General features: G+C 57.0%; 15 protein-coding genes. 2 read left to right on the plus strand and 13 right to left on the minus strand.

The window, feature by feature from the left end; all coding sequences use genetic code 11:
- Positions 1 to 2: 2 nt before the first annotated feature.
- From ONV78_RS21315 to ONV78_RS21345, 7 genes are all read right to left on the minus strand, one after another.
- Complete coding sequence (locus ONV78_RS21315; protein ID WP_279506224.1) at positions 3 to 2,468, minus strand: biosynthesis protein PigD; 2,466 nt, start codon at positions 2,466 to 2,468, stop codon at positions 3 to 5.
- A 206-nt stretch (positions 2,469 to 2,674) separates the two neighbouring features.
- A complete protein-coding gene (locus ONV78_RS21320) occupies positions 2,675 to 5,398 on the minus strand; it encodes a PEP/pyruvate-binding domain-containing protein (protein ID WP_279506226.1) in 2,724 nt (907 codons plus the stop codon).
- Between the two features lie 27 nt (positions 5,399 to 5,425).
- Complete coding sequence (locus ONV78_RS21325; protein ID WP_279506227.1) at positions 5,426 to 7,123, minus strand: NAD(P)/FAD-dependent oxidoreductase; 1,698 nt, start codon at positions 7,121 to 7,123, stop codon at positions 5,426 to 5,428.
- A gap of 108 nt (positions 7,124 to 7,231) precedes the next feature.
- On the minus strand, positions 7,232 to 7,645 hold the full coding sequence (locus ONV78_RS21330) for a DUF6041 domain-containing protein (RefSeq protein ID WP_279506228.1): 414 nt from the start codon (positions 7,643 to 7,645) through the stop codon (positions 7,232 to 7,234).
- 232 nt (positions 7,646 to 7,877) lie between these two features.
- Entirely contained in the window at positions 7,878 to 9,026 is a 1,149-nt protein-coding gene (locus ONV78_RS21335; protein ID WP_279506229.1) for an acyl-CoA dehydrogenase family protein, read from the minus strand.
- Between the two features lie 387 nt (positions 9,027 to 9,413).
- Positions 9,414 to 10,283 (minus strand): 4-hydroxy-tetrahydrodipicolinate synthase, encoded by an 870-nt coding sequence (gene dapA / locus ONV78_RS21340; protein WP_279506230.1) that lies wholly within the window; start codon positions 10,281 to 10,283, stop codon positions 9,414 to 9,416.
- Between the two features lie 297 nt (positions 10,284 to 10,580).
- Positions 10,581 to 12,350 (minus strand): Ig-like domain-containing protein, encoded by a 1,770-nt coding sequence (locus ONV78_RS21345; RefSeq protein ID WP_279506231.1) that lies wholly within the window; start codon positions 12,348 to 12,350, stop codon positions 10,581 to 10,583.
- A gap of 292 nt (positions 12,351 to 12,642) precedes the next feature.
- Here ONV78_RS21345 and ONV78_RS21350 point away from each other — a divergent pair, with 292 nt between their 5' ends.
- Entirely contained in the window at positions 12,643 to 13,899 is a 1,257-nt protein-coding gene (locus tag ONV78_RS21350; protein WP_279506232.1) for a diguanylate cyclase, read from the plus strand.
- Between the two features lie 14 nt (positions 13,900 to 13,913).
- Here the strand turns inward: ONV78_RS21350 and ONV78_RS21355 are convergent, their stop codons facing one another.
- A complete protein-coding gene (locus tag ONV78_RS21355; protein WP_279506233.1) occupies positions 13,914 to 14,804 on the minus strand; it encodes a DMT family transporter in 891 nt (296 codons plus the stop codon).
- Between the two features lie 208 nt (positions 14,805 to 15,012).
- On the minus strand, positions 15,013 to 15,522 hold the full coding sequence (locus ONV78_RS21360) for a GAF domain-containing protein (RefSeq protein ID WP_279506234.1): 510 nt from the start codon (positions 15,520 to 15,522) through the stop codon (positions 15,013 to 15,015).
- A 279-nt stretch (positions 15,523 to 15,801) separates the two neighbouring features.
- Here ONV78_RS21360 and ONV78_RS21365 point away from each other — a divergent pair, with 279 nt between their 5' ends.
- The gene (locus tag ONV78_RS21365; RefSeq protein ID WP_216738645.1) at positions 15,802 to 16,320 is read left to right on the plus strand and encodes a hypothetical protein; all 519 of its coding nucleotides are present in this window, start codon (positions 15,802 to 15,804) and stop codon (positions 16,318 to 16,320) included.
- 15 nt (positions 16,321 to 16,335) lie between these two features.
- On the opposite strand, the gene ONV78_RS21370 is transcribed toward ONV78_RS21365, so the two are convergent.
- The 4 genes from ONV78_RS21370 to purH all read right to left on the minus strand — a co-directional run bounded on the left by ONV78_RS21370 (position 16,336) and on the right by purH (position 23,516).
- Positions 16,336 to 16,617 (minus strand): circadian clock KaiB family protein, encoded by a 282-nt coding sequence (locus tag ONV78_RS21370; protein WP_279506236.1) that lies wholly within the window; start codon positions 16,615 to 16,617, stop codon positions 16,336 to 16,338.
- Complete coding sequence (locus tag ONV78_RS21375; protein ID WP_279506238.1) at positions 16,601 to 20,332, minus strand: EAL domain-containing protein; 3,732 nt, start codon at positions 20,330 to 20,332, stop codon at positions 16,601 to 16,603. The genes ONV78_RS21370 and ONV78_RS21375 overlap by 17 nt, the downstream gene beginning before the upstream one ends.
- A 216-nt stretch (positions 20,333 to 20,548) precedes the next feature.
- Complete coding sequence (purD, locus tag ONV78_RS21380; RefSeq protein ID WP_279506240.1) at positions 20,549 to 21,847, minus strand: phosphoribosylamine--glycine ligase; 1,299 nt, start codon at positions 21,845 to 21,847, stop codon at positions 20,549 to 20,551.
- A 91-nt stretch (positions 21,848 to 21,938) separates the two neighbouring features.
- Complete coding sequence (gene purH, locus ONV78_RS21385) at positions 21,939 to 23,516, minus strand: bifunctional phosphoribosylaminoimidazolecarboxamide formyltransferase/IMP cyclohydrolase (protein ID WP_279506242.1); 1,578 nt, start codon at positions 23,514 to 23,516, stop codon at positions 21,939 to 21,941.
- Positions 23,517 to 23,678: the final 162 nt, after the last annotated feature.

The raw sequence follows: 23,678 nt of genomic DNA on the forward strand, positions 1-23,678 counted from the left end.
GTCTAAACGACAGGCTGAGCGCTTTCCGTTTCTGTTGCCGTTGCTGTTTCTGCTTTCGCATCAGCTTGCGGCTGAACGGCTGGGTCGCGCTGCCAGCCGGTGGCGGTGGCTAGACTGATGCCGTCGCCCTCGTTGTTGTGGGAGACCATCACCGAGAACAAATTGACGCAACCCGGGCGCAATAGCGCGGACGTGAGCGCCGCCGGATCGAATGTGGTCAATGTGCGCGAGGTGAAACGCAGACCGCCCAGCTCGTCCTCCCAATCCTGATCGGTGACATTGACCAGTCGCATTTGTCGCGAGGTGTAATTGAACAGAATGCGCTCCTGGTAAGTGTTAATGACCGAATGTCCGCCATTGCAGAAATAGAAAATGGTGAGGTTGCGGTTCATGCGTCCGGGATAGCTCAGGGCGTTCTCCAACAGCGAGGGGAGCACGTCGGGAGTGAGGCCTTTGGCGCCGTCTCCGATGAACGCCACTACGTTGGAAGGGCTGGTGAACGCGAGGCTGATGCTGGCCATGAGGGCGTCGCCCATCAGGGCGCGTCCGTACCAGCCGGAAAAGCCGCGGCGCGTGCGCGCCAGATTGCGCACGGCTGAAATACCGCAGCGCCCGACGTCATAGAGACCGGTGTAGTCGTAACCATGCTCGACAATCAGTTTCTCCATCAGCTTGTTGAGGCGGGCGAAGAAATAGTTCGGCGTCATGGGGGTAGTCGGCAGGCGGCTCGCCATATCCGAGGGGGTGTCAGGCACAGACGCAATGGCTTGATAACGTCGCGCCACCAGCTCTGGAGACGGGGCCAGATGCTTATCCACGTAACGGAGAAACTGCTTATGCTCCAACATCAGCGGGAAGTCGGTGTAAGGCGAAATATGCGCGGGATTTTCGGTCAGCTGCACAATCTGCAGCTTGCGCTGCAAACGGCCATCGGAGAAAGGCGTGCATACTTGATGCAGCTTGCTCTTTATGAAAAACAGGCACTGCTCGGACTGTGGGTTCATTTTGTCGTTGGTGTGCAGGAAGTTGTACACCCGTGGGCTGTAGCCATAGACCGCCAGGGTGCCAAGGTAATTGCGATTGCGCTGGCAATGACGGAACTTGGGCACGGAACCGGGATAGGTCAGTGAATCCACCAACGCAATCCCCGCGCGATCTGCGATGGACAGGGTCAGCTCCAGTTCTTCTTCATCCATGGCGCCGCACTGCCAGACCAGCTTGTCCGGGCCCTCATTCAGCAACGACATGACTTGATCCAGCACCGGTTGGACCGATTCCGGTATGGCGTCCGCCGGCGCTTGCGGGGCGGGCGGATAAGCAATGTCGAAGCGACTGCAGGCTTCCAACACCGCCTGGGTGGCCAGCAGCACCACCGGACCGCGCTTGGCGTCGTATAGTTCCATCGCTTTCTGTAGGTCTTCCTGCAGGCGATCGACATCGTTGAGGTACAGACAGGGCAGCCCGCGGGCTTTAATCACCTCCCGTGAATCCTCTTCTGCAGACACCGTGCCCTGAAAAGCGAACCATTGATCATGACGGTTTTCCGCGCAGACGATGAAACCTTGCGCCCGCGCTTCCCGCAGGTTGGCGATGGTGCCCTTGAATTCGTCGATCATGCCGCTGGTGACCACGATCAGGAAGGGGCGGCGGTACAACTGCCAGTTGGCCATCGCGCCGCAGGCCAGACTGTGCTCGCTGGGACCGCGCAGCAGTAACACATTGCGGCGCTCTGCCTCCTGCTCCAGATGGTTGATCATGTTGGAGACCAGCGAGCCGGTGAAATAGAAGCCCAGCCATTCCGATCCCGCGCGCGCACTGAGGAAGTTGATCAGATGCTCTCCCAGAGTGTTGTGCGGCAGGACCCGGGCGGCGGGCTTGACGCGGCGGTTGGCGTAACTCATTTCAAAGAAATCCATCCACAGACACAGCAGATCCGCCTGCAGCAGAGAGCGGTCGTCCGGTAGCTGGCGCTCAATGTATTCCATTGGCTGGTGCCGTATGCGCGGGCGTTGCGGCAGGGTGTACACCACGGTCGAAAATGAGGACTGGAAGACGGGAATATCCGCCTGCCGCAGCGCTGCGTAGAAAGCCTGTAATTGCGTGTCGATCTGCTGTGGCGCCAGGTCTTCAAACTGGGGATCGGCGTAGTCGACGTACACCATGCCCACTTGAAAGTTGACGCCGAGCAGGGGCGTTTGCAGGATTTTCGCCTGCGCCCGCTCAAGGCTGTCCGCCTGGATCACCCGCATGGAGATTCGTTCCTTGCGCTTGCCAAGGAAACGCACCGCTTTGTCGCGGGCTTCTTCATAAACGGGGTGTGTGCTGGGCAGCTTTTCTTCGAATTCGATATCCGCATCCAGAGATACTTGCTGGAATACTTCACCGCGAATGTCGCTCAAAACGCTGAGTCCGGTTTCGAAAAAACCGCGACTGCGGGTGACGACGATGACCCCTATCGTAATTTCCATAACTAATCTCCCTCTATTCTCGTCACTGTTCCAGGGACTTTTTCAGGCGCAAAGAAACCCCTGATCCCTGCTAGCTGGAATCTGTCTGCAGCCGGACTACAACTTGGCTGAGGTCGATGTTTAATTAACGCAAAATAAGAGCGGCTTATTTTTCTGTCTGTGGCGGGCCGCTGCGCTCATTGCATTTTTTATTGTCAGGCGGATATCTACTGGCTGGCGTCCTCCTTGCGTTCTTCTATGCGCACGATGCCTGCGTCTCCGTCGAGATAGAGCATATCTCCGGTGCGGATGCGGCGAGTGGTGGTTTTGGTGTTGACGATGGCGGGGATGCCGAATTCCCGGGATACGATTGAGCTGTGCGATAACATCGACCCCACGTCGGCGACGACGCCGGCGGCGAGCACGAACAGCGGCGTCCAGGAAGCGTCGGTGAAGCGGGCCACCAGTATCTCGCCTTGCTGAAACTCCTCCGCCTGCCGCGGCAGGTCAGTGATGACGCGGGCGCGCCCCATGGCGACGCCGGGACTGGCGCCTATGCCCTGGAACACGGGGGCGTCATCCGTTGGCGCCGTATCGGCGGTTTCACGCTGGGGCGTATGTCCGCCGACAATCGCCATGGGCGGCTCCTGCAGTCGCTGGTTCAACAAGTGACTGCGGCGATTGCGCTCAATCAGCTCTACGGAGAACGCCTGTTGCGCAGGTTTTCTTCCCGCCACGTAATCGCGCAGCTCGTTGAAGTCGATGTAAGGCAAGTCCTCCATTTTCAGCACTTTCTCCGCGCTGAGGCGACGCATCACTTCGACGATGATTTTGCGATAGAACCAGGTTTGCGCGATGTAGGTGGGCCGGGTGGCTTCGCGTCGCTCCGCCATTTTGGCGTAGGTGGAGATAACGAACTTGAACAGCAGGCGAATGCGCAATGGCAGACCGGACAGCAGGGCGCGGGTGTCGTCGTCCCGTTTGCGGTCGATTTCCTGCAGCCGCGACTCCAACTGCACGTCGCTGGTCAGGTACATACGAATCACCTGCAGCAGGTAACTGGGATCGTCGGCCCAGCGGGGGATGCTGAGTTCAAACTCCTGACGGCCGCGGGCGCCATAGTCGCGTAGGAACGCCATGAAGTCATTATTCCAGAAGCGTGCGCCTTCGTCGTCGTCTTGTAGCTTCTGCGCCAATTGTTCCAACGGCGTCTCCAGCACCAGTTGACGCAAGTGGCTGGAACGTTGGACGGAGGCCGTCAGATCACACACGCCGCGGGTGACTTCGATGGTGCGCAGGTTGCTGAGAGACGCTTTGATGCGATTCTGCAAACCTCTGCCGCTGTCGCCCAGCCACTTCTCACAGAGTTCGGCGAGGGCGTCGTAGAGTGCGAACGACTGCAGAAAGAACGGCATATAGGCGGCGCAGGATTCCAGGAAGTAGCGGTCAATGCGTTGCAGTTCCGCATCCAGCTCGCTCAGCGACATCGTGCTGAGATCAAGCTTCAGAAAGCGTTCGGTTTCCCGCTTGCGCAATGTGATCATGTCGCGCACGGTGCGCTCTGCAGTCGCCAGGTTACGCACTTGATACAGCGTCCAGTAGCCCACGCTCTTGAGATATTGCAGCCCTTGCGGCGCTTTGCCGTAGGGGTTGGTGTAGAAGTTCAGGTCCACTTCCTCCGTAGAGTAACGCTTGGTGAACTTCAATGGGTCCCGGGTTGGAGGGCACTGGGTAAGCAGCATCGCCGACGCGGAAATATTGAGATACACATGCCCCTGCAAATACCCCATGTAGTGCTGTGAATCGCCGATATCCAATAACCCCATGGTTTTGACCGCAGGGCCATGTACGTTGTGCTGGTAAAAACGGCAGAACGACAGCCCCAGCGGCGTCATCAGTCCGGTGACGATTTCGCCGGTATCCATGCGTGAGAACAGCGCGTTATCGCGTATATAGCCATTGTTTTCATCGGCGTCCGCAAACAGGCGATTGTCGCCGCGGGTCGGCGTTACGGTGATGGGGCGGGCCTGCAGAATCCAGATCTTGCCGTCCTTCAGCGCCCACTCAATGTCCATCTCCCGCCCATAGTGACTGCGGATGGCGTTGGCGTAACCCGCCAGGGCCAGGGCTTCATTTTCGTTCAGGGTGGGGGCGTTGATTTTATCGGACGCGGTTTTGCGCAGGCAGACGCCGCCGTTCTCCGCGCGGGTGGACATCACCGGTTTTTCCCGCAGGGTTTGCTCCAGCAGCTCCATTTTCTGATTGTCGACGACGAAGGTGTCGGTGGTTACTTGACCCGAAACCACGCCTTCGCCCAGCCCCCAGCATGACTCAATCACCGTACGCTGCGGATCGCCGTTCAGTGGGTCGGCGGTGAACAAAACCCCCGCGACGTCCGCGTCGATCATGGCTTGAATCACCACAGCGATGCCTTGTTTGGGCGCCTCGGCGTCGTTGCTGCGGCGTTGATCCTGACGGCCTTCGTAAGCGTGGGCGCGTTCTGTCCAGAAAGACCCCCAGCAACGCTTTACGCAGTCCACCAGCGTTTCTTCATTTTCTACATGTAGATAGGTGTCGTACTGGCCTGCAAACGAGTGTTCTTCACTGTCTTCGCTGACGGCGGAAGAACGCACCGCTACGCGTTCGGCCCCGATGTCCTTGTATGCGCCGACAATCGCCTGACGTAACGAAGAGGGCAGTTGCGTCTCTTCAATACGCTGGCGGATTTGCGTAAAAGCGCTGGCGTCCCATTGCTCCAGGCCGCTGATCCATTGATCCAGTCCTGACTCCTGCAGGAAGGAGGCGTAAGCGTCCACGGTCAGACAGTAGGCCCTGGGTACGGGAAATCCCGCCGCCGCCAGCGTATTAAGCGAGCTGGCCTTGCCGCCCAGGCTTTGCGTGTTGGACTTTTGTTGTCCGGAGACTTCTACAATGTGCGAATCGTAAGACATGTCAGTTCCCTTTCCTTGATTGGCGTCTTAGCTCTGGGTCGCGGCATAGTCGCCGATATGGGAAACGACGCTGCTGTGAGAGCGGATGTGTTGGCGCACCTGATCCGCGGCGTGGCAGCCGGCCCAGATAGCGCTTTCCATATTGCCCATGCCGACGCTGTCCTGATTGGCGAAGAACACTGCGCCGACGGGCCGAGAGGCGTTGGCGAAGACGTCATGTTTCATTTGGCCTACCTTGGACACCACCAGACCGCCGGGCCAGCGCCATAATTTGATGTCTTCAATCAGCTCAGGGGAGTGACCGGTGGCGATCAGCATGTCGCGCACTTCGCCATAGGCGGTTTGTTGCAGGTTGCGGAAACTCGCTTTGTCCAGCTTGCCCTGATCGGCGGCGCCGGAAATGGGCTTAAGCAGCGTCAGGACGCCTAGGTCGCCGGCGTAGGATGGGTCTTTCCAGTTCGCCGCCAGGCAGACGCCGCTGCGGCACCAGCTATTCGGGTAGCGACCGCCAATTTCGCCTTCAATGACGTAGCCGCCGAAGTAATTGGTCAGCGCCGCTTTTTTCAGATACACCCCGGCGATGGCGTAGTCCCTGTGTTCAATTTCCGCGATGGCCGTTTTTTGCTGTGGCGGTAACCCATCCACCACTGTCAGGGCGGCGTGTTTGGCTCCGGCCCAGATCATCGCCTTGGCGTTCGCGTAATAGTTTTTGCCTTCCTGCTGGAAGCAGACTTTTACGCCTTCCTGATTCTGGGTGATGGAATAGGCTTTGGAGCCCGCCTTGAATTTGCAGGAACCCGTGCTCATCAGGCGCTGGCGTATGCGATCCGCGATGTAGCCGTTACCGCCGGGAAAGGTCACCAGTGGGCGATAGAGGTATCCCACCAGGAAATGCAGGCCGACGTAGGCGGAGACGTCCTTTATAGAAAGGCACTCTACGCGTAGTGTGGTTTCCACCGCGTCTTTCACTAATGAGCCAAAACGATGCCTGGGAACCAGATACTGCGGCAGGGAGCGTCGTGTCGCGGGGTCGAACAGCAAGTCATGCAGGGATACGGAATCAAACAGCTCCATTTCCTCACGCGTCCAGTCGCAGCCTTCCCGCCAAGGCATGGCGGGGTGTTTGCCGGAATCAGGAGTGAAACGATTAAGATATTGAAACAAGTCGGCGAACATGGGGTCGCCTAACTTCTTCTCTGCAGAAATGAAGGGTTTGCCTGACATGGCGCTGTACAGCAGGTTGGCGGTCAGTCCCCAGACGGCGGGCTTCAGTAATTCTTTGGGCTGTTTCAGCAAGGCGGCGGTGACTTCGCCCAGACCCTTCATCAGGCGCTTGGTGTCAAAGATGACCAGGGTATCTTCCGCAGTGGAGCGCCACTGGTTCCACAAGTCCAGGTCCTGCAGCAGATGGGAGACTTCGTTGTCGCCTGTGGGCAATTGAAAGCAGGAAGCGCCGCTGGCGTATAACAGGCCATCCCGTTGCTCCAGACGCGCCGCGCCGCCGAAGCGGTCCCGTTGATCCAGCACCAATAGCTTGCGCTCGCGCAGCTTCCAGGCGGAAGACAGTCCAGATACGCCGCCGCCAACAATTATCACGTCAAAATCGCCGACGTGTTGCGGGGGCGACGCGTCTGTCTCGTCAAAGGAACCTTGATTGCATTCAAAGTCTTTGCTGGGAAATACAGGCGCTTCGCCTGCATATTGTGAATTGTCTTGTGATTCCATCTGTTCCTACCTTTCCGTTGTTTTAGTTGAAATGAGTCCGATCACGGCCTGACCTGCGCAGATCCTGTCGATGAAAGACAAATAGGAGGATGCTATTTGTCCGTCGGATTAAGAGTGGGACAGGGCGTACAGAGACTTCTTCTGATTGGCGGATTCCCACAGGACAAGCAGGGCGACAATCAGAAAGATCAAATCCACGAACACAATCTGTGGAAACGCCCGGTGGAGTAGGGCGACAAAGCCCGCCAGCATGACGCACTGGCCGATAACCGCGGGAACCAGCAGGCGATTGAATAAATAGCAAAGACCGGATGCGAGCAGCGCGAAGCCACTGACCCAGGCCATTAACTGGGCATGAGCCGCCAGCCATTCGCTGAGACCGGCCAGCCAGGTTCCCTGGTTGGCGGCGGCGGCTTTTTGCAGGGTGACGCCGACATCTTCAATTTGGGGAAACGCCTTGGCGATGCCCGCCATGACATAGAGGGCGCCGAATAAATATCTGAGAATCTTAACTATTTTCATTGGATCTGCTCTGCTCGCTGTCGTATGACCCGTATGAGTGCGGGCTCTTGGTTATTAGTGTCGCGAGGGGCGTTGAAGCGCTTGTACTTTTCACAAGGCAAAAGCAGCCCCTGAAAGCCGGTGAAGGCTTTCAAAACTCAGGTGACGGGGTAATGCAGGCAAATCAGCCGAACAGGCTGCTACAGACTTCCTTTCCCGTATTTTCCTTTTTTAGACCGTATGAAATATCGCGTCAGCGCAATCCCATATGCCTGGCTATCAGCTCTTTCTGAATCTCAGAAGTGCCCGAGAATATCCTCGATGGCAGGGAATCCAGGAGCAGCCGGTCGACGCCGGCGGCGCTGGAAACGCCGGTTCCGCCGAAGACCTGCATGGCGTCCAGTCCGCTTAACACGGAACATTCAGAGATCCAGAGTTTGCTGAGGGCGATGGCTTCCTCGTAGGGCTCGCCCTGGTCGTATAGCCAGCCAGCCCGATACAGCAAGAGTCGGGAGGTTTCCAGGCGCAACTTCATGTCCACCAGCCGGTCTGAGACAGATTGGTTGCGGCCGATGGGCTGGCCGAACTGCTTTCTGTTGCGGGCGTGGTCGATACTTTGCTGCAATGCGCGCTCCATGGCGCCGACATAGGCGGCGAACAGACAGCCGCGCTCCCAGATCATGGAGTCATGGAACATCGGCGCGCCGCCGCCTTCTTCACCCAGCAGGGCGGAAGCAGGGATGCGACAGTCGTCCATATACAGTGAGCCCCATGGACTGGTGCACAAGCCGGTTTTGGAGCCGCCATCGGTCACTGAAAGCCCTGGCGTATCCCGGGGAACCAGGAAGCCGCTGACCCCGAAAAAGCTCTGATTGGGGTCCGTCTTGGCGTATATCAGGAACAGATCGGCCACTGGCGCATTGGTGACGAAGCACTTTTCACCACGCAGGATGTAAGTGTCGCCGTCCCGGATGGCGCTGGCGCGCATGGCGAAAGCGTCTGAGCCGGATTCCGGTTCGGTGATGGCGTTGGCGGCGATAAGCTCGCCCTTGGATATGCGATGTAAGTAGTGTTGGCGTTGCGCGTCGTCGCCGTAACGCCAGATAGGAACTGCGCAGGCGAACATATGCGCGCAGAGTGAGAAGACAAGTCCCATGTCCGTGCAGCCGAAACCGAGCGCTTCCACTGTCAGCATGGTGTCCAGGGCGCCGAAACCGGAGCCGCTCCATTGCTCGGGGATAGGGAGCCCGGAGAGTCCCAAATCCGCAGCCCGGTTCCAGAGTTCGCGATCAAACGCGGATTCTGCTATACGTCGCCGGGCCGACTCCGAAAGTACTTGTTGAGCGAATTCACGCACGTGGGAGACACGAGCGAGCTGCTCATCATCGAGTCGAAAGTCCATTACAAAGTCCTTCTTTCAGGATTTCCATAGATCTCTGAAAGCCGCAACGGAACACTCCGCAGCGGCGGGCCCAAGTTACGACTCCGTAACGATGGGCGTCCTTATTCTCGATAATACCCACTAATACATGCAGGTCAGTACTTCCGGGACCTGCTGGAGAGGCGGTAGGAGAAGTTTAAAATACCACTGCCATTCCAAAACACAATCATTGAAATAAATATTTCATTTTAAACTTTGTCGTCTCGCGGCGCGTTAGCCCTGATATTGAGACGGTAGGAGTTTACTGCTTGTATTTTTTATCCGTATCAGTAGGGATATTCTTATCGCGAATATTTCCTCGACGATATTACCATTTGGTATTAGACGCTTAATTGTACGATTATTGAGCTATTTGTATAACTCATTGATTATATTCTTGATATCCGATTTTGCTTGCTCGCTTAACGGAACGATGGGTAAGCGGCATTCCTCCTTGCAAAGGCCTAACAACGAGGCGGCGTACTTGGCGCCCGCAGGGCTGGGTTCGCGAAATAACGCTTCGTGTAGAGGCGCCAGCAAGTCGTGAATACGTAAGGCTTCGCGGAAATCGCCTTGCAGAGTGGCGGTTTGCATTTGACCGTACAGGTCCGGCGCTATATTGGCGGAAACCGAGATGCAGCCTTGCCCCCCACTGGCGTTATACGCGATGGCGGTCATATCGTCGCCGGAAAGAAAGCTGAAAGGCTTGTTGATCAGCATGCGCTCACGACTGATACGGGCCAAATCGGTGGTGGCGTCTTTCACTCCGACGATGCGCGGCAATTCCGCCAGTCTCGCCATGGTTTCCGGCTTAATGTCCACGACCGCGCGAGGCGGGATGTTGTAGACAATGATGGGAATATCTATGGCGTCATGAACCATTTTGAAATGCTGGTACAAACCTTCCTGGGACGGACGGTTGTAATATCCGGCGACGCAAAGCACCGCATCCGCGCCCGCCTGCTGAGCGTGTTGCGCATAACGCACCGCCTCCACCGGGTTGTTGGAGCCAGCCCCGGCGATTACCGGAACTCGGCCATGCGCCTGCTCCGCCACCAGCGCCACCACCCGTTTGTGTTCCTCTTCCGTCAACGTGGGGGACTCGCCTGTCGTGCCCACCGGAACCAGGCCGTGAGCGCCATGTTTGATTTGCCAGTCGACGAGACCGGCAAGCGCTTTCTCATCCACTTGGCCGTTGATAAATGGCGTTATCATGGCGATTAAGGAACCACGAAACATAAATTAACTCCTTGGCAATAGAATTGACGTACCTGGGTTACGGGCAAAAAAAAACCGGCGGCGAAGCAATCGCGACCGGTTTTTTCATGGATTCCCCAGGAATTATTTTATTTGCATGCGCAAATCCCGGCCGCAAGGTGGAACCCCGGTTTCCCAGTCTTTCGTTTGAGCAGGAATGCAAAATTCGGCACGAGTATAAAACGCTAAGTAAATCTGACACCGGACTACTTTAATGCGGTCGCGCGGCGACATCAATCTGAAATTATCCGGCGGCGTTGGCCGCCGGAGCGAGCATCGTCACTCTTGCGGATCGGAGTAGTTCAACGTCATGGTGGCCGGCGTATCGTCGGCGGTCAGCCACTGTCCATCCGGGCCAGGGGACTGATAGCTGGCGTCCATGTAATATCCCGCCTGCGATTCGCTGACGCTGTAGTAGGTAATGGCGTCATCGCTGATTTGTCCTACGGTGGCGGCGGTTTGCGTATTGTAGGTGGCGCTGAGGCTGCGCTGGGTCTCTTCATCCTGCCGCTCCCAACGCCTCGACAATGTTGTTGGCGTATCGTCTTCGGTAAACCAGACGCCATCCGCTCCCGGCGCGCGAAAGCCGGCTTCTTCGATGCTTTCCCGGTCGGCGCTGATACTGGAGGTGTAGTACTCGTTAACCAGGTCGTCGTCAGTGAAGGGCTCTCGATCAGGACCCGTGGAACTGTAGTTGATCCAGCGGCTGAAATTGCCGTTCTCATCCGTTTCACTCTTGGCGTGACTGGCCAGTAAATCATCCTGAGTGAACCAGACGCCGTCAGGCCCGGGATTGTTCACTTCTTTGCTGAAGATGTTATGCCCGTCCGCATCGCTGCGCTCCTCGGAGTAGCCGAAGGGGATATCGTCAGCGGTGCGCCACAGGCCGTCATAACCGGGGTCGCGGTAGAACACCGTGCGGGTAAGCCCCTCTTTGGTGGTGGTGATGCTGTAGTCGCTCAGGCGGTCGTCCTGCGTGAGCCAGACGCCGTCCTTGCCAGGGGAAGCGTAATTGGCGACGGCGCTGGTTTCGTCGTCATAGTCGGACACGCTGAAAGCGCTGACTTGGTCGTCCGCCGTCTCCCATACGCCATCGGCGCCGGGATGGCTGTATACCCAGCTGGCGGCGCGTACCTTGTCCCCCTTGGATTTCTGCTCGTCGCGATTGACTTCAAGGATGACGTCGTCGGCGGTGAAGCATTGGTTGTCTGCGCCCTGGCGACTGCGCTTGTAAACAGTGACGGATTGTTCCTCGTCGCCTTCGGAGCTTTGCAGCGAGCAATTATCGGAAGCGTCGTCGTCGGTGAACCAGACTCCATCAGGACCAGGGCCCTGGTACTGCGCAGACTGGTATAGCGTGTCGGAAGAGCGAAGACGGGTGTAGCTTTCCGGAACGTCATCGTCGGTGAGCCAGGTCCCGTCGGCGCCCGGCGCGACAAAGGTCGCCTCCAGTGTTCCTTCCGCAGTCGAACGGGTGCGGACATAGCGACTGATCTCATCATCGCCGGTGAACCAAACCTGATCCGAACCTGAGTTTATGTAATTAACGTTAAAGTTCACCTCTTCGCCGTCGCGAGACTCTCTCCACTCCTCGAAATACCCACTGATACGGCCATCCTGGAATTCGATGCCGCGATAGCGATAGGTGTCGTCGGTGGTGAAGTTCAGGTTGATGGCGCTGACGGATTGTCCCTTTTCATTTTTCAGGCCGCTCACATTTAACGCGACGTGAGTCGCCAGCGGTAGGGGCATGGCGAGGCGCAACGTCAATACGTTGGCCTGGGCGTCGTACTCCCGCTCCGCGATATCGATAATTCGCGTGGGATCGAGTTTCAGCTCGATGGCGCTGGCGTCGACGCTGGCGGGGTCCAGCGCTTCGTTAAAGAAAAGGGTGATGACAGGGATGGCGGCGGCTTTGGTCTCGCCTGCTGCGGGGGCGGAAAAGGCCAACGAGGGTGTGTTTGATGTCGCAGGGCCGGAAAGACCGGCGCATCCCTGTAGACCGATAATGGCCGCAGCCAGACAGATGATTTGAGTATGGGTTCGCATGGACGTCCTATGCCGGATTGTTGATTTTTTGCCAAGCAGATCAATAGGATTATTGTAAGTCGGGGCAGGCTAGCAGAAGCATTTTTTAACGCCAATTGGCCGGATGTTCTATTAGATTCTGGTGAGCCCCGGGCTCATCGCGGATGGGAAGGCGCCAATGCCTCGCAGGCGGAATGAGCCAGGATGTCATAATTACTTGCCGCGCGGTGCGCTTCAACTAATCTTAAAAGATAGGATGTAGACTAGACTCACCTGACTCTCTTGGCGAACTGCCGCAAAGATATAATCTGGCATGAATGAACGAATTCTTCTGATTGAAGACAGTGTGATGATCACGAAAGTGTTGCGTCACCTGATCAAGACCGAGCTTGGCCTGCCTTGCGATAGCGCAGGGACGCTGCAGGAGACGCAGGAGTTTCTGGAAAAAGATCCCGGCGCTTATTTCGTGACGGTGGTGGATCTGCATCTGCCGGACGCGCCCAATGGCGAAGTGCTCGATTACGTGCTGTCGAAAAAGCTGCCCTGCATTGTCCTCACCGCCACCTATGACGAAGGTAAGCGCGAAACTATCCTGCAGAAACCCATAGTCGATTACGTCGTCAAAGAAAGCCGTTATTCCTACGAGTACGTCACCCGCCTGATTCGTCGTCTGCTGCGTAATCGCAGCATCAAAGTGGTGGTGGCGGATGACTCCGACACCTCACGACACTACGTGCGGCAATTGCTGGGCACGCATCTGTATCAGGTGCAACTGGCGAAGCATGGGCGTGAAGCCTTGGAAATGATCAAGGCGGACCCGGATATCAAAATGCTGATTTCCGATTACAACATGCCGGAAATGGATGGCTTTGAACTGACCCGGGCGTTGCGCAGGGAGTATGACAAGAAAGACCTGGTCATTATTGGTCTGTCTGGATATGGCAGCGCTACGCTGTCCGCCAAATTCATCAAGAACGGCGCCAATGACTTTCTGATGAAGCCGTTTTTTCACGAGGAATTTCACTGCCGCATCATGCACAACATCGAAGCCATGGAGAATATTCAGGCGTTGAACGATGCGGCCAATCGGGATTATCTGACCGGAATGTATAACCGGCGCTACTTGTTCAGCGCCGCCAAGGAGCTGTATCGGGTCGCCAAGGAGAATGGCGATCCGCTGACGGCGGCAATGATTGATGTAGACCACTTCAAACGCATCAACGACACCTATGGACACGAGGCGGGAGATCGCGCTATCTGCGCTTTCGCCGAGATGATAGGGGAAGCTTTTGGGGATTATCTCGCGGCCCGTTTTGGCGGCGAGGAATTCTGTGTGCTGTTTCCCGGCATGAGCATTGAGAAGGTCTCGCCAATGCTGGAGTCGTTCCGGCACAAAGTGGAGCAGACCTCCATCCCGTTTCTTTCCGATCACCTGCGCCTGACGGTCAGCATCGGCGCCACGGATGTTCTGGGGGACTCACTGGACAATCTGATCCGGCGGGCGGACGTCCTGTTGTACGAGTCCAAGGACAACGGACGCAACCGCCTCACAACGGATGAGGATATTTAATCCCTTAGAGCGTTTTAGGCCTTTGACAGCGCCGGCTTGCGAGCAATGGCGCCGCGTCGCGCCATATACAGCCCGGCCACTACCAGCGCGACGCCCAAACCGGTTTGCAGGGTTAAGGGCTCGTCAAACAACAGATAAGCCATAACTGCTGTGGTGGGTGGCGTTAAGTACAGATACTGCGTCACTTTGGTGGCTTCGCCGATCTTCAGCATATACAGCCACAACAACACCGCCGCCAGTGAAAGCACGAACACGGACCACATCCAGGCGCCAATAAAGTTGGGATTCCATTGCACCTCACGGGTTTCCAGCGTGAAAGCGGCGATCAGGAACATGATCAGCGCAGCGATGTATTGCCATAAGCCACCAGAGATCAAGTCCGTCTTGCCCCCCTTAACCGATTGCCAAAGCGTTGCTCCGGATATGCCCAGCAAGGCGATGATGCTGGCGGTCAGGCCTGCGCCGGTAATATGTCCAGATAGTTTTCCGCCCTGCAGCACCACAACGCCTAACCCCGCCAGTCCCAGCATCACGCCGATCCATTGCAAGGGACGCAGGGGAGAGCCGATTCCCAAAGGCCAACTTACCAGCGCGGTCAGCAAAGGCTGCACGCCGACAATCAGAGCGACGATGCCCGCCGGCATGCCCGCTGCAATGGCGTAGAACACGCCGCCGAGGTAGAGACCATGAGTGCCGATGCCGGTAATCATCTGCTGGCGGCGCTGCTCGGCGTTAAGCCGCGGGCGCTTCATAGTGATCGCCAGGAGCGCGAAAAGAGGCACGACCAGCAACATGCGCAGGCTAAGAAAGGTGAAGGGCTCGGCGTAAGGCAGGCCCCATTTGGCGCTGACGAACCCGGTCGCCCACAACAAGACAAAAAGATAAGGGATATAGGTGGCCTGCATACTGTCTCTATCGCCGCAACGGCATTAATTTATCGAATTGAGGATCTTTATTGTAAGGGGAGCGTTAAATCTACGATAAGCCACAGATTGTTGTCGTTTGCAGGGATACAGATTGACGGCGCAGAGTCTGTTATGACGGAGATGAGGAGTACAGATAAGGCCTTAAGCAGCCCTCGGTTTAACCCCAAAGGCCATGTGATTCGCGGGCTCAGAACAAGGGGGAAGGAGCCAGGGGGATCAGATCAGTCAGCAGTTCCGCTAGGAAACGTTCATCGACGGTATCGAACGCGTCAATGTGATCGGAATCGATATCGAGCACGGCGGCGACGTCGCCATTGGCGTTGAACAGCGGCAGAACAATCTCGCTTTGCGTTGTGCCGGAGCAGGCGATATGGCCGGGAAACTCGTTAACGTCAGGCACCAGCTGCACTTTTTGCTCACGGGCGGCAGCGCCGCAAACGCCACGATTGAACGGAATAGTTAGACAACCGTGGCCGCCTTGATAGGGGCCTACTTTCATTAATTCATGGGCCACGACGCGGTAAAAACCGGTCCAGTGAAAATACTCGAAGCGATGATGAAGCTCGCAGACGACAGTGGAGAGAATCGCCGTCCAGTCCGTTTCTCCCTCGATAGCGTGACGGATCGCCCGCAGGGTGTGTTGGTAGTGAGCGGACTTTTCTTCCTCGGAGCTCAATAAAGGCAGGCTGTCATACATGGTTGTGCGTTCCCTGAATAAAAACGCTCACTATCATAGCGGTTGCGTCGGCGGCTTGGCCATAGCTCCAGTGCGTTTGCAAAGCAGATAAACTCCGGCGCCGACGCTGGAGAAAATTGCCCGAAATCAGATAAGTAGCGGAATGTCACTGAAATCGTCGCGGAATTCAGTATGATCGCGAAAAAGCCTGCCGGTGGTTGTTCGTGCGGAATAGCCGCCCTTAAAACGGCGCATAAGAATTATCTAGAAGAACTGCCTACAAAGACTGCGAGGGATATTATGCTGAGACAACTGCTTTCGGGACTGGCGCTTGCGCTGACCTGTCTGGGACTGGCGGGGTGTTGGGCTGGCGCTGCGGCGGTGGCGACGGATGTGGCCATCGTCAAACGTACGGAGCAAAAACATGACTTCGTTCATGCGGTGAAAGAGGGATACGCCAAATATCAGGAAGATTTCGAAGGTATCGACTGCCCGCGCCAGCAGTACCGTATCAGCCCGGAAATCATCGAGTTTGTGAAAAACCGGCCGCCTCATGGCCTGGATCAGGCCATTGAGCTGCTGTTGGATATCTACAACGACAAGACCCAGACGGCGGAAGTGCGCTCTCACGCCTTATATCATGTCTCCGTGGCCTATATGCGTCGCCGGGAGAGCAATCTGGATCTGGCCAAAGGTTACCTGCTGACGATCAAGGAAGAGTTTCCTGGCACTCATGACTGCGTCATCGCTTATCTGCTGGAGGAGATCAAAGAACGTAAAGCTTATCAGGAGCAGATGGACGCGCTGGAGGACGAGTAATTCCCGATGCGGTGATCAGAGCGCCGTTAGCTCCAACAGTTCCAATACTCTGGCGCTGTCGGACAGATCGCCGATAATGCGTCGACTCCCACAGGCCAGAGTCGGCGTCGCCAGCACAGCGTCACGCTCGGCGGTCTGGGGGCTCTGATCGAGGTCGACGATGTTAAGCGTGCAGCGCCCCGCCAGCACATTCTCGCAAAGGTGGCGGGCTGCGCGAACCGCATTCAGCGATACTTTCGAGGCGGACTGCACATAGAGCGTCAGCTCTACCGGCGACGGCTCAGGCCCGGGCTGCATCGCTGACTCCGCTCGTTGTGTCCAGCAGTCGCGTCTGGTGCTCTTTCTCATACTGCTCGAAGGCCTCCGTCACGACCTGCAGTAGCTTGTCATCCTGCCAGGGCTTGGTCAGGAACTTGAATATCCAGCCTTTGTTCACGGCTTCTGTGATGGTCTCCATATCCACATAACCGGTGAGGATCAGGCGGATTGCGTTGGGGTGCAGTTCTTTCACCCGATTCAAAAACTCCGTCCCCGACATGTCCGGCATGCGCTGATCAGAGATAACCACCTGAATCGGCGTGCGCGCCATGATGTCGAACGCCTGCCGCGACGTGGTGGCGTGGAATACGTTGAACTGATGGCGCAGCAGTCGTTTGATAGCGCTGCCTACGTTCATCTCGTCATCCAGCACTAACAGGTTGCGGGCGGCGGTGGAGGGGGGAGGACGCACAGAGCGAATACGGGGGCTGGCGAGCAGCGCTTCGATGTTCTGCGCACACGCCGGTCGTCCCAGGAAAAAGCCTTGGCCGACGTCACACCCCAGTCGTTGCAGATAGCGCAACTGAGCTTCCGTTTCGATGCCTTCCGCCACCACTTGCATATGCATGCTTCTGGCCATGGACATGACTGTGCGGGCGATGGAAGCGGTATTGGGATCGGTAGTGATGTCGCGCACGAACGTGATATCAAGCTTGAGCCGGTCAAAGGAGAAACTGCGCAGATGGCTGAAGCTGGAATAACCCACGCCGAAGTCGTCCACCGCCAGTTTGAGTCTCTGTTCCTTCAAAAGGTTCAGACGCTCGCGCATTTCGTCCACATTGCGCATGATGGCGCTTTCCGTCAACTCGATCTCGATATGGCGGCAGTCCACGCCGGTGTCGGTGAGAATGCTGTGCAGGGCGCTGTCAAAACGCGCCATGGTCAGTTGTTTCGCTGACAGATTAATGGACATGGTCAACGGATGCGGGACCAGATCAGTCCAGGCTTTCGCCTGGACGCATGCGGCGTGCAGGACCCACTCGCCAATAGCGCCGATAAGGCCGGTTTCCTCCGCAATGGGGATAAATTTACCGGGAGGAATGTCGCCCAGCTCCGGTTCATGCCAGCGCAACAGAGCCTCGACGCCGGTGATGACGCCGCTGCGCAGATCCACTTGCGGTTGATACTCCAGATGAAACTGCTGTTTTTCCAGGGCGGCGCGCAGCCGTACTTCCAGATCCAGGCGCTCCATCGCGGTTTTGTTGAGGTCTTCGGTAAAGAAGTGGAAGCGGTTGCGACCCTCTTCTTTGGCCAGATACATGGCGATATCCGCATTTTTAATCAGGACTTCAGGGTGGTCGCCATCCTGAGGGTAGATGCTGACGCCGATACTGGCGGAAACCCGAATGTCGCGATGATCCAGTTGAATTGGCTGCGCGATCACGTCCATCAGGCGGGAAATGAAACTGGCGACTTTCTCCGGCGGTGAAATATCCGGAAGAATAATGACGAACTCGTCGCCGCCGTAGCGCACGACAGTGTCGCTGGCGCGGGCCATGCCAGTGAGCCGTTTGGCGATCACCTTCAACATGGCGTCGCCGGCGTTATGGCCGAGGCTGTCATTGATCAACTTGAACTGATCGACGTCCAGAAACACGATCGCCACTTTGTGTTTGTTGCGGGCGGCGCGCCACAGCTCCTGACCCAGACGGTCGCGCATCATGTTGCGGTTGGGCAGGCCGGTCAGGTCGTCGTGGGAGGCTTGGTATTCCAGCTGTTCCTGATAATGTCGACTCTCAGTGACATCGTTGATCACGGCGACAAAGTGAGTGAGCATGCGGCGGTCGTCGTAAACCGGAGCGATGTGCAGCTCATTCCAGAACTGCGATCCGTCCTTGCGCTGGTTGCGCAATAGAACGCAGCCTTCCTCCCGGTTGCGAATCAAAAAGTGCAGGGACTCTCTGCGGCGGTCTTCATCAATGTCGCTTTGCAGAAAAAACGGCCCTTTCCCTACCACCTCACCGCTGCTATACCCCGTAATGCGTTCGAATGCAGGGTTGACGTAGACCAGCGGCAAGTCGGGGCGGCGCGCATTGAGAATCAGTATGCCATTGGGAGTAGATTCCACGGCGCGATCGCGCAAGCGCAGCGATTCCTCCGCCTTTTCCCGGGCATGTCGGGTGCGCAGGGAGACTACGCCGTAGTAAAGGTCATCCGCGAGCTGCTCAAGCAACTCGATCTCTTCGTGGTCGAAAGCCTCCGCGTACTCCGAATAAATGACCATGATCCCCAGCGTCTCGGGGGACTTGCCCACGGGTAAGGCGATCATACACTGACTCAAAGGCTGGCTGTTCGAGTTTGGCGGAAGCCCGTAGAGCTCTGACAGATCGTGTTGTGTTACGGAGCAGTCTTCGCGAAGCGCCCTGATCACTGGATCATTCTCATCCAGGGCCAGACGATGGCGCTCTTTCATTAGCGTGAACGGCGTCTCGTCTCCAGCCAGAATGACTTTGCTGGAGGTATCCAGACGACCGTCGTCCACCCACCCGAACCAGGCGGTTTGGTGGCGGCCGACGCCGACCAATTGGCGACAGAAAGAATCAATTAAACGTCGCTCATCGCTCTCTCTCACCAAGTGATGGTCGCAGGCGGTGAGCACCGCCAACGTGCGGTTGCGTCGCTGCAGCAAATGTTCGCGCTTGCGGTGGTCCGTCACGTCGTGCAACGTGATCAGATGGGCCTGGATGTCGTTCCAGGGCACCGGTTGCGCGCGCATTTCCGCGATGCGTTTGCCGCCTCTGGGAAACTCCACTTCCGCGTAGTCGCCAATCAGGCAGGGAGCGCCGAATGACTGGCCGATCAGCATCTCTTTGGGCTTACCGAAAATCCGCTCCGCCGCGGGGTTGGCGAAGCGGATGACGCCTGCATCGTCGATCACCAGAATACTGTCCGCTTCGGCTGACACAAGGGCGCCGAGGCGGTTTTCACTGCGACGCAATGCATCCTCATTTTGCTTCTGCTTACTGATGTCGGTGATATAGAGGTTGGCGACTTTTTCTTGAGAAGACGCTGAGCGGTCACAGGAGAGAGTCAGTAGAAAATGCCGGCCGTTGCGCTCTAACTCCAGCATCGCTGTCTTTCCTGAGTCCATCACTTTTTTCAGTGTGGCAGCCCAGGTTGAAGGAATGTGGTCGCCAATAGCGGTTCCCCATAACTTGAGAAATTCCGCCGCCGCGTAATTGACGTAGATAATGGCGCCGTCGCGGGTCGCGCGCATGATGGGGTGAGGGCTCAAGGTCGCCAGACTGGCCATGGAGCCGATTTGTTCATTGGTTTCCCGGCTGTCCGTGATATCGCGACCGATGGATTGGAACTCCAACAGCCGTCCTTGTGAGTCAAATATTCCGCGATCCGTCCATAGCAACCAGCGCTGGGCCCCATTTCCGTCGATCACTTTGCGTTCTTGCTGACTGACGGGGGAGGATTGCGTTATCCGGCGCATTTGTTCATGAATCACATTGCGTTCTGCAGCTGGCGACAGGGTGAAGATCGATTTTCCAATCAATGCGTTTCTGGAAGATCCAAAGTAACGGCAGTATTGCGAGTTCACATAAGTGATAGCGCCATCCGGCTTCCAGCGGCAGATCAATTCGGGAATATCGTCGAGGATGTACTGAAAACGGGCTTCATGAGGAACGGCGAGAAAAGGACCTTTTACGGCGCGCCGTCCGCTGTTCCTTGTATTCTTCGGCATCCATCTTAGTCCTTATAAGCCCTGAAATCTCTCAGTTGGTCTCAAAAGAATAGGCCAGCTTACTCAATATATCCAAGACTCACGGGCGCGAAAAATGAGCAGGCGGCCGCGTGGTTATGCGAACGCAGCGGGAAGGACCGTTAAGTGTTGGAAATCGCGACGGATTTATAAAAGAGGGGATTCGGCGGCGAATTTCCGCCGCCGAAAAAAGCAGAATCAGGCGTTTTTGCTTGCCTGTTCCCGGGCGATAGCGCGGTACGCGATATCTTTGCGGTAGTACATATCCTGCCAGTCGATGCGGGCGACCTGCTCATAGGCTTTTTGTTGCGCTTCGGTGACGTCTGCGCCCAACGCGGTTGCGCACAGAACGCGTCCGCCCTGAGTGACCACATGGCCGTCTTGCATGGTCGTGCCGGCGTGGAACACCTTGGCGTCAGCCCGGTCTGCGTTTTCCAGCCCGGAAATAACGGCGCCTTTAGCATAGCTGTCCGGATATCCGCCAGCGGCCAATACTACGCCCACGGCGGCGCGCGCGTCCCACTCCGATGTTTTGCTGTCCAGCTCACCTTGTGTGGCGGCGATGCATAGCTCAACCAGATCCGACTGCATGCGCATCATAATGGGTTGGGTTTCCGGGTCGCCGAAACGGCAGTTGTACTCAATGACCTTCGGTGCGCCGTCAGCGCTGATCATCAAACCAGCGTACAGGAAGCCCACATAGTCGTTGCCTTCCTGCGCCATGCCTTGCACGGTGGGATAAATCACTTCGCGCATGATGCGCTCATGGACGCTATCGGTAACAACCGGGGCAGGGGAATAAGCGCCCATGCCGCCAGTGTTGGGACCGGTGTCGCCATCGCCCACGCGTTTGTGATCCTGACTGGTGGCCATGGGCAACACGTTCTTGCCGTCCACCAGCACGATGAAGCTGGCTTCTTCGCCTTCCAGGAACTCTTCAATCACCACGCGGTGCCCCGCGTCGCCGAACTTGGCGTCAGCCAGCATATCACGCACGGCGTCTTCCGCTTCTTCCAGCGTCATCGCAACGATAACGCCCTTGCCTGCGGCAAGTCCGTCCGCTTTCACTACAATCGGAGCACCCTGTTCGCGCAGGTAGGCGAGGGCGGGCTCAATCTCAGTGAAGCTCTGATAGGCGGCGGTAGGAATGTTGTGGCGGGCCAGAAAATCTTTCGTGAAAGCCTTCGAGCCTTCCAGTTGCGCGGCGCCCTGAGAGGGGCCGAAGATTCGCAAACCTTCCGCCTGGAAGCGGTTTACAACGCCCGCCACCAAGGGGGCTTCCGGGCCGACGATAGTGAGCTCTACCTGGTTGTCTTTCGCGAAGGCGATCAGCGCATCGAAGTCGAGCACATCAATCGCCACGTTTTCCAGTTTGGGCTCCAGAGCTGTACCGGCGTTGCCGGGCGCGACAAATACGGTGTTTACATAATCCGCCTGCGCCGCTTTCCAGGCCAGGGCGTGTTCCCGACCGCCGCTGCCGATGACCAAAACATTCATCTGTTTGCTCCACATTTGCGAGCGGAGCCTGAGGCTCCGCGGTAATTGGGGTTTAGCGGCTACTCGGACGCTGGTAGCCGCTGGTGCGGAATTAGTGTCGGAAATGGCGCATGCCGGTGAACACCATGGCGATGCCGTGTTCATTGGCCGCATCGATCACTTCCTGGTCGCGCATTGAGCCGCCGGGCTGAATGATCGCCGTAATGCCGGCCGCCGCCGCTGCGTCAACACTGTCCCTGAAAGGGAAGAAAGCGTCTGAAGCCATGACCGAACCTTTGACTTCCAGGTTCTCATCCGCTGCTTTGATACCCGCGATCTTGGCGCTGTAGACACGGCTCATCTGGCCGGCGCCGATGCCGATAGTGCGTCCGCTCTTGGCGTAAACAATTGCGTTGGACTTCACGAACTTGGCGACTTCCCAGGCGAACAACAGGTCGTTCAGCTCCTGTTCCGTCGGCGCGCGATCCGTTACCATTTTCAGCGCATCCATATTCACCATGCCCAGATCGCGGTCCTGCACCAGCAAGCCGCCAGTAACGCGCTTAAAGTCGAACGCGCTGAGGCGTTCGCCCTGGAATTCTCCGCATTCCAGCACGCGGACATTGGTCTTGGCGGACAGCGCGGCGCGTGCGCCTTCGCTGACTTTTGGCGCGATGATCACTTCCACGAACTGACGGGAAATAATCGCCTGCGCCGTGTCGGCGTCCAACTCGCGATTAAAGGCGATGATGCCGCCGAAAGCGGAGGTGGGGTCCGTCGCATAGGCCAGTTCATAGGCTTGTTTGATGTCTACGCCAATGGCGACGCCGCATGGATTGGCGTGTTTGACGATAACGCAGGCGGCGTCGGCGAATGGCTTCACGCACTCCAGCGCCGCGTCTGTATCGGCGATATTGTTATAGGACAGTTCCTTGCCCTGCAATTGCGTGGCGGTGGAGACAGAGGCCTCACGGGCGTTCGCTTCAACATAAAAGGCGGCGCTTTGGTGAGGGTTCTCACCATAGCGGAGATCCTGCTTTTTAATGAACTGCTGATTAAGCGTGCGTGGATAAGCGCTTTCTTCAGTCTGAACCTTCAGGCCGAGATAATTGGCGATGGCGCCATCGTAGGCGGAAGTGTGCTCAAACGCTTTGACGGCGAGATCAAAACGACGAGAGAAAGCCAGCGCGCCGCCATTTGCCTGCAACTCGGCGACAATGCCGTCGTAATCGGAAGGATTAACCACAATCGCTACATCTTTATGGTTTTTCGCCGCAGAACGCACCATTGTCGGACCGCCGATGTCGATATTTTCAATCGCATCCACCAGTGAGCAATTGGGGCGGGCGATGGTGGCTTCAAAAGGATAGAGATTGACGACCACCAGATCGATTTGCGCGATGTCGTGCTCCGCCATGACGGCGTCGTCCTGACCGCGACGGCCCAGAATGCCGCCATGTACTTTGGGGTGCAGCGTTTTCACCCGCCCGTCCATCATTTCCGGGAAGCCAGTGTAGTCAGAGACTTCACGCACCGGGACGGATTCCTGCTGCAATAATTTATAGGTGCCGCCGGTGGACAGGATTTCCACGCCGAGATCAGCCAGGGATTTGGCGAACTCGACGATGCCGGATTTATCGGAAACGCTGATGAGCGCTCGTTTGATCTTCACATTATCTGGGCTGGACATGATAAGTTGATCTCTTGCCTTAGTGCAGAATTATCAGGGTCAGTTACCGAAACGCCAACAGACCCTAGCGTAAAAAAGCTTAGCCTGTTGCGCAAAAAACAAAAGAGGGCTCTTGTACCGGACATTTCAGAGTTGGATGAGAAATGTCGGCGAGCCCTCTTT

Source organism: Hahella sp. CR1 (genome assembly GCF_029813005.1).
GTDB lineage: Bacteria > Pseudomonadota > Gammaproteobacteria > Pseudomonadales > Oleiphilaceae > Hahella.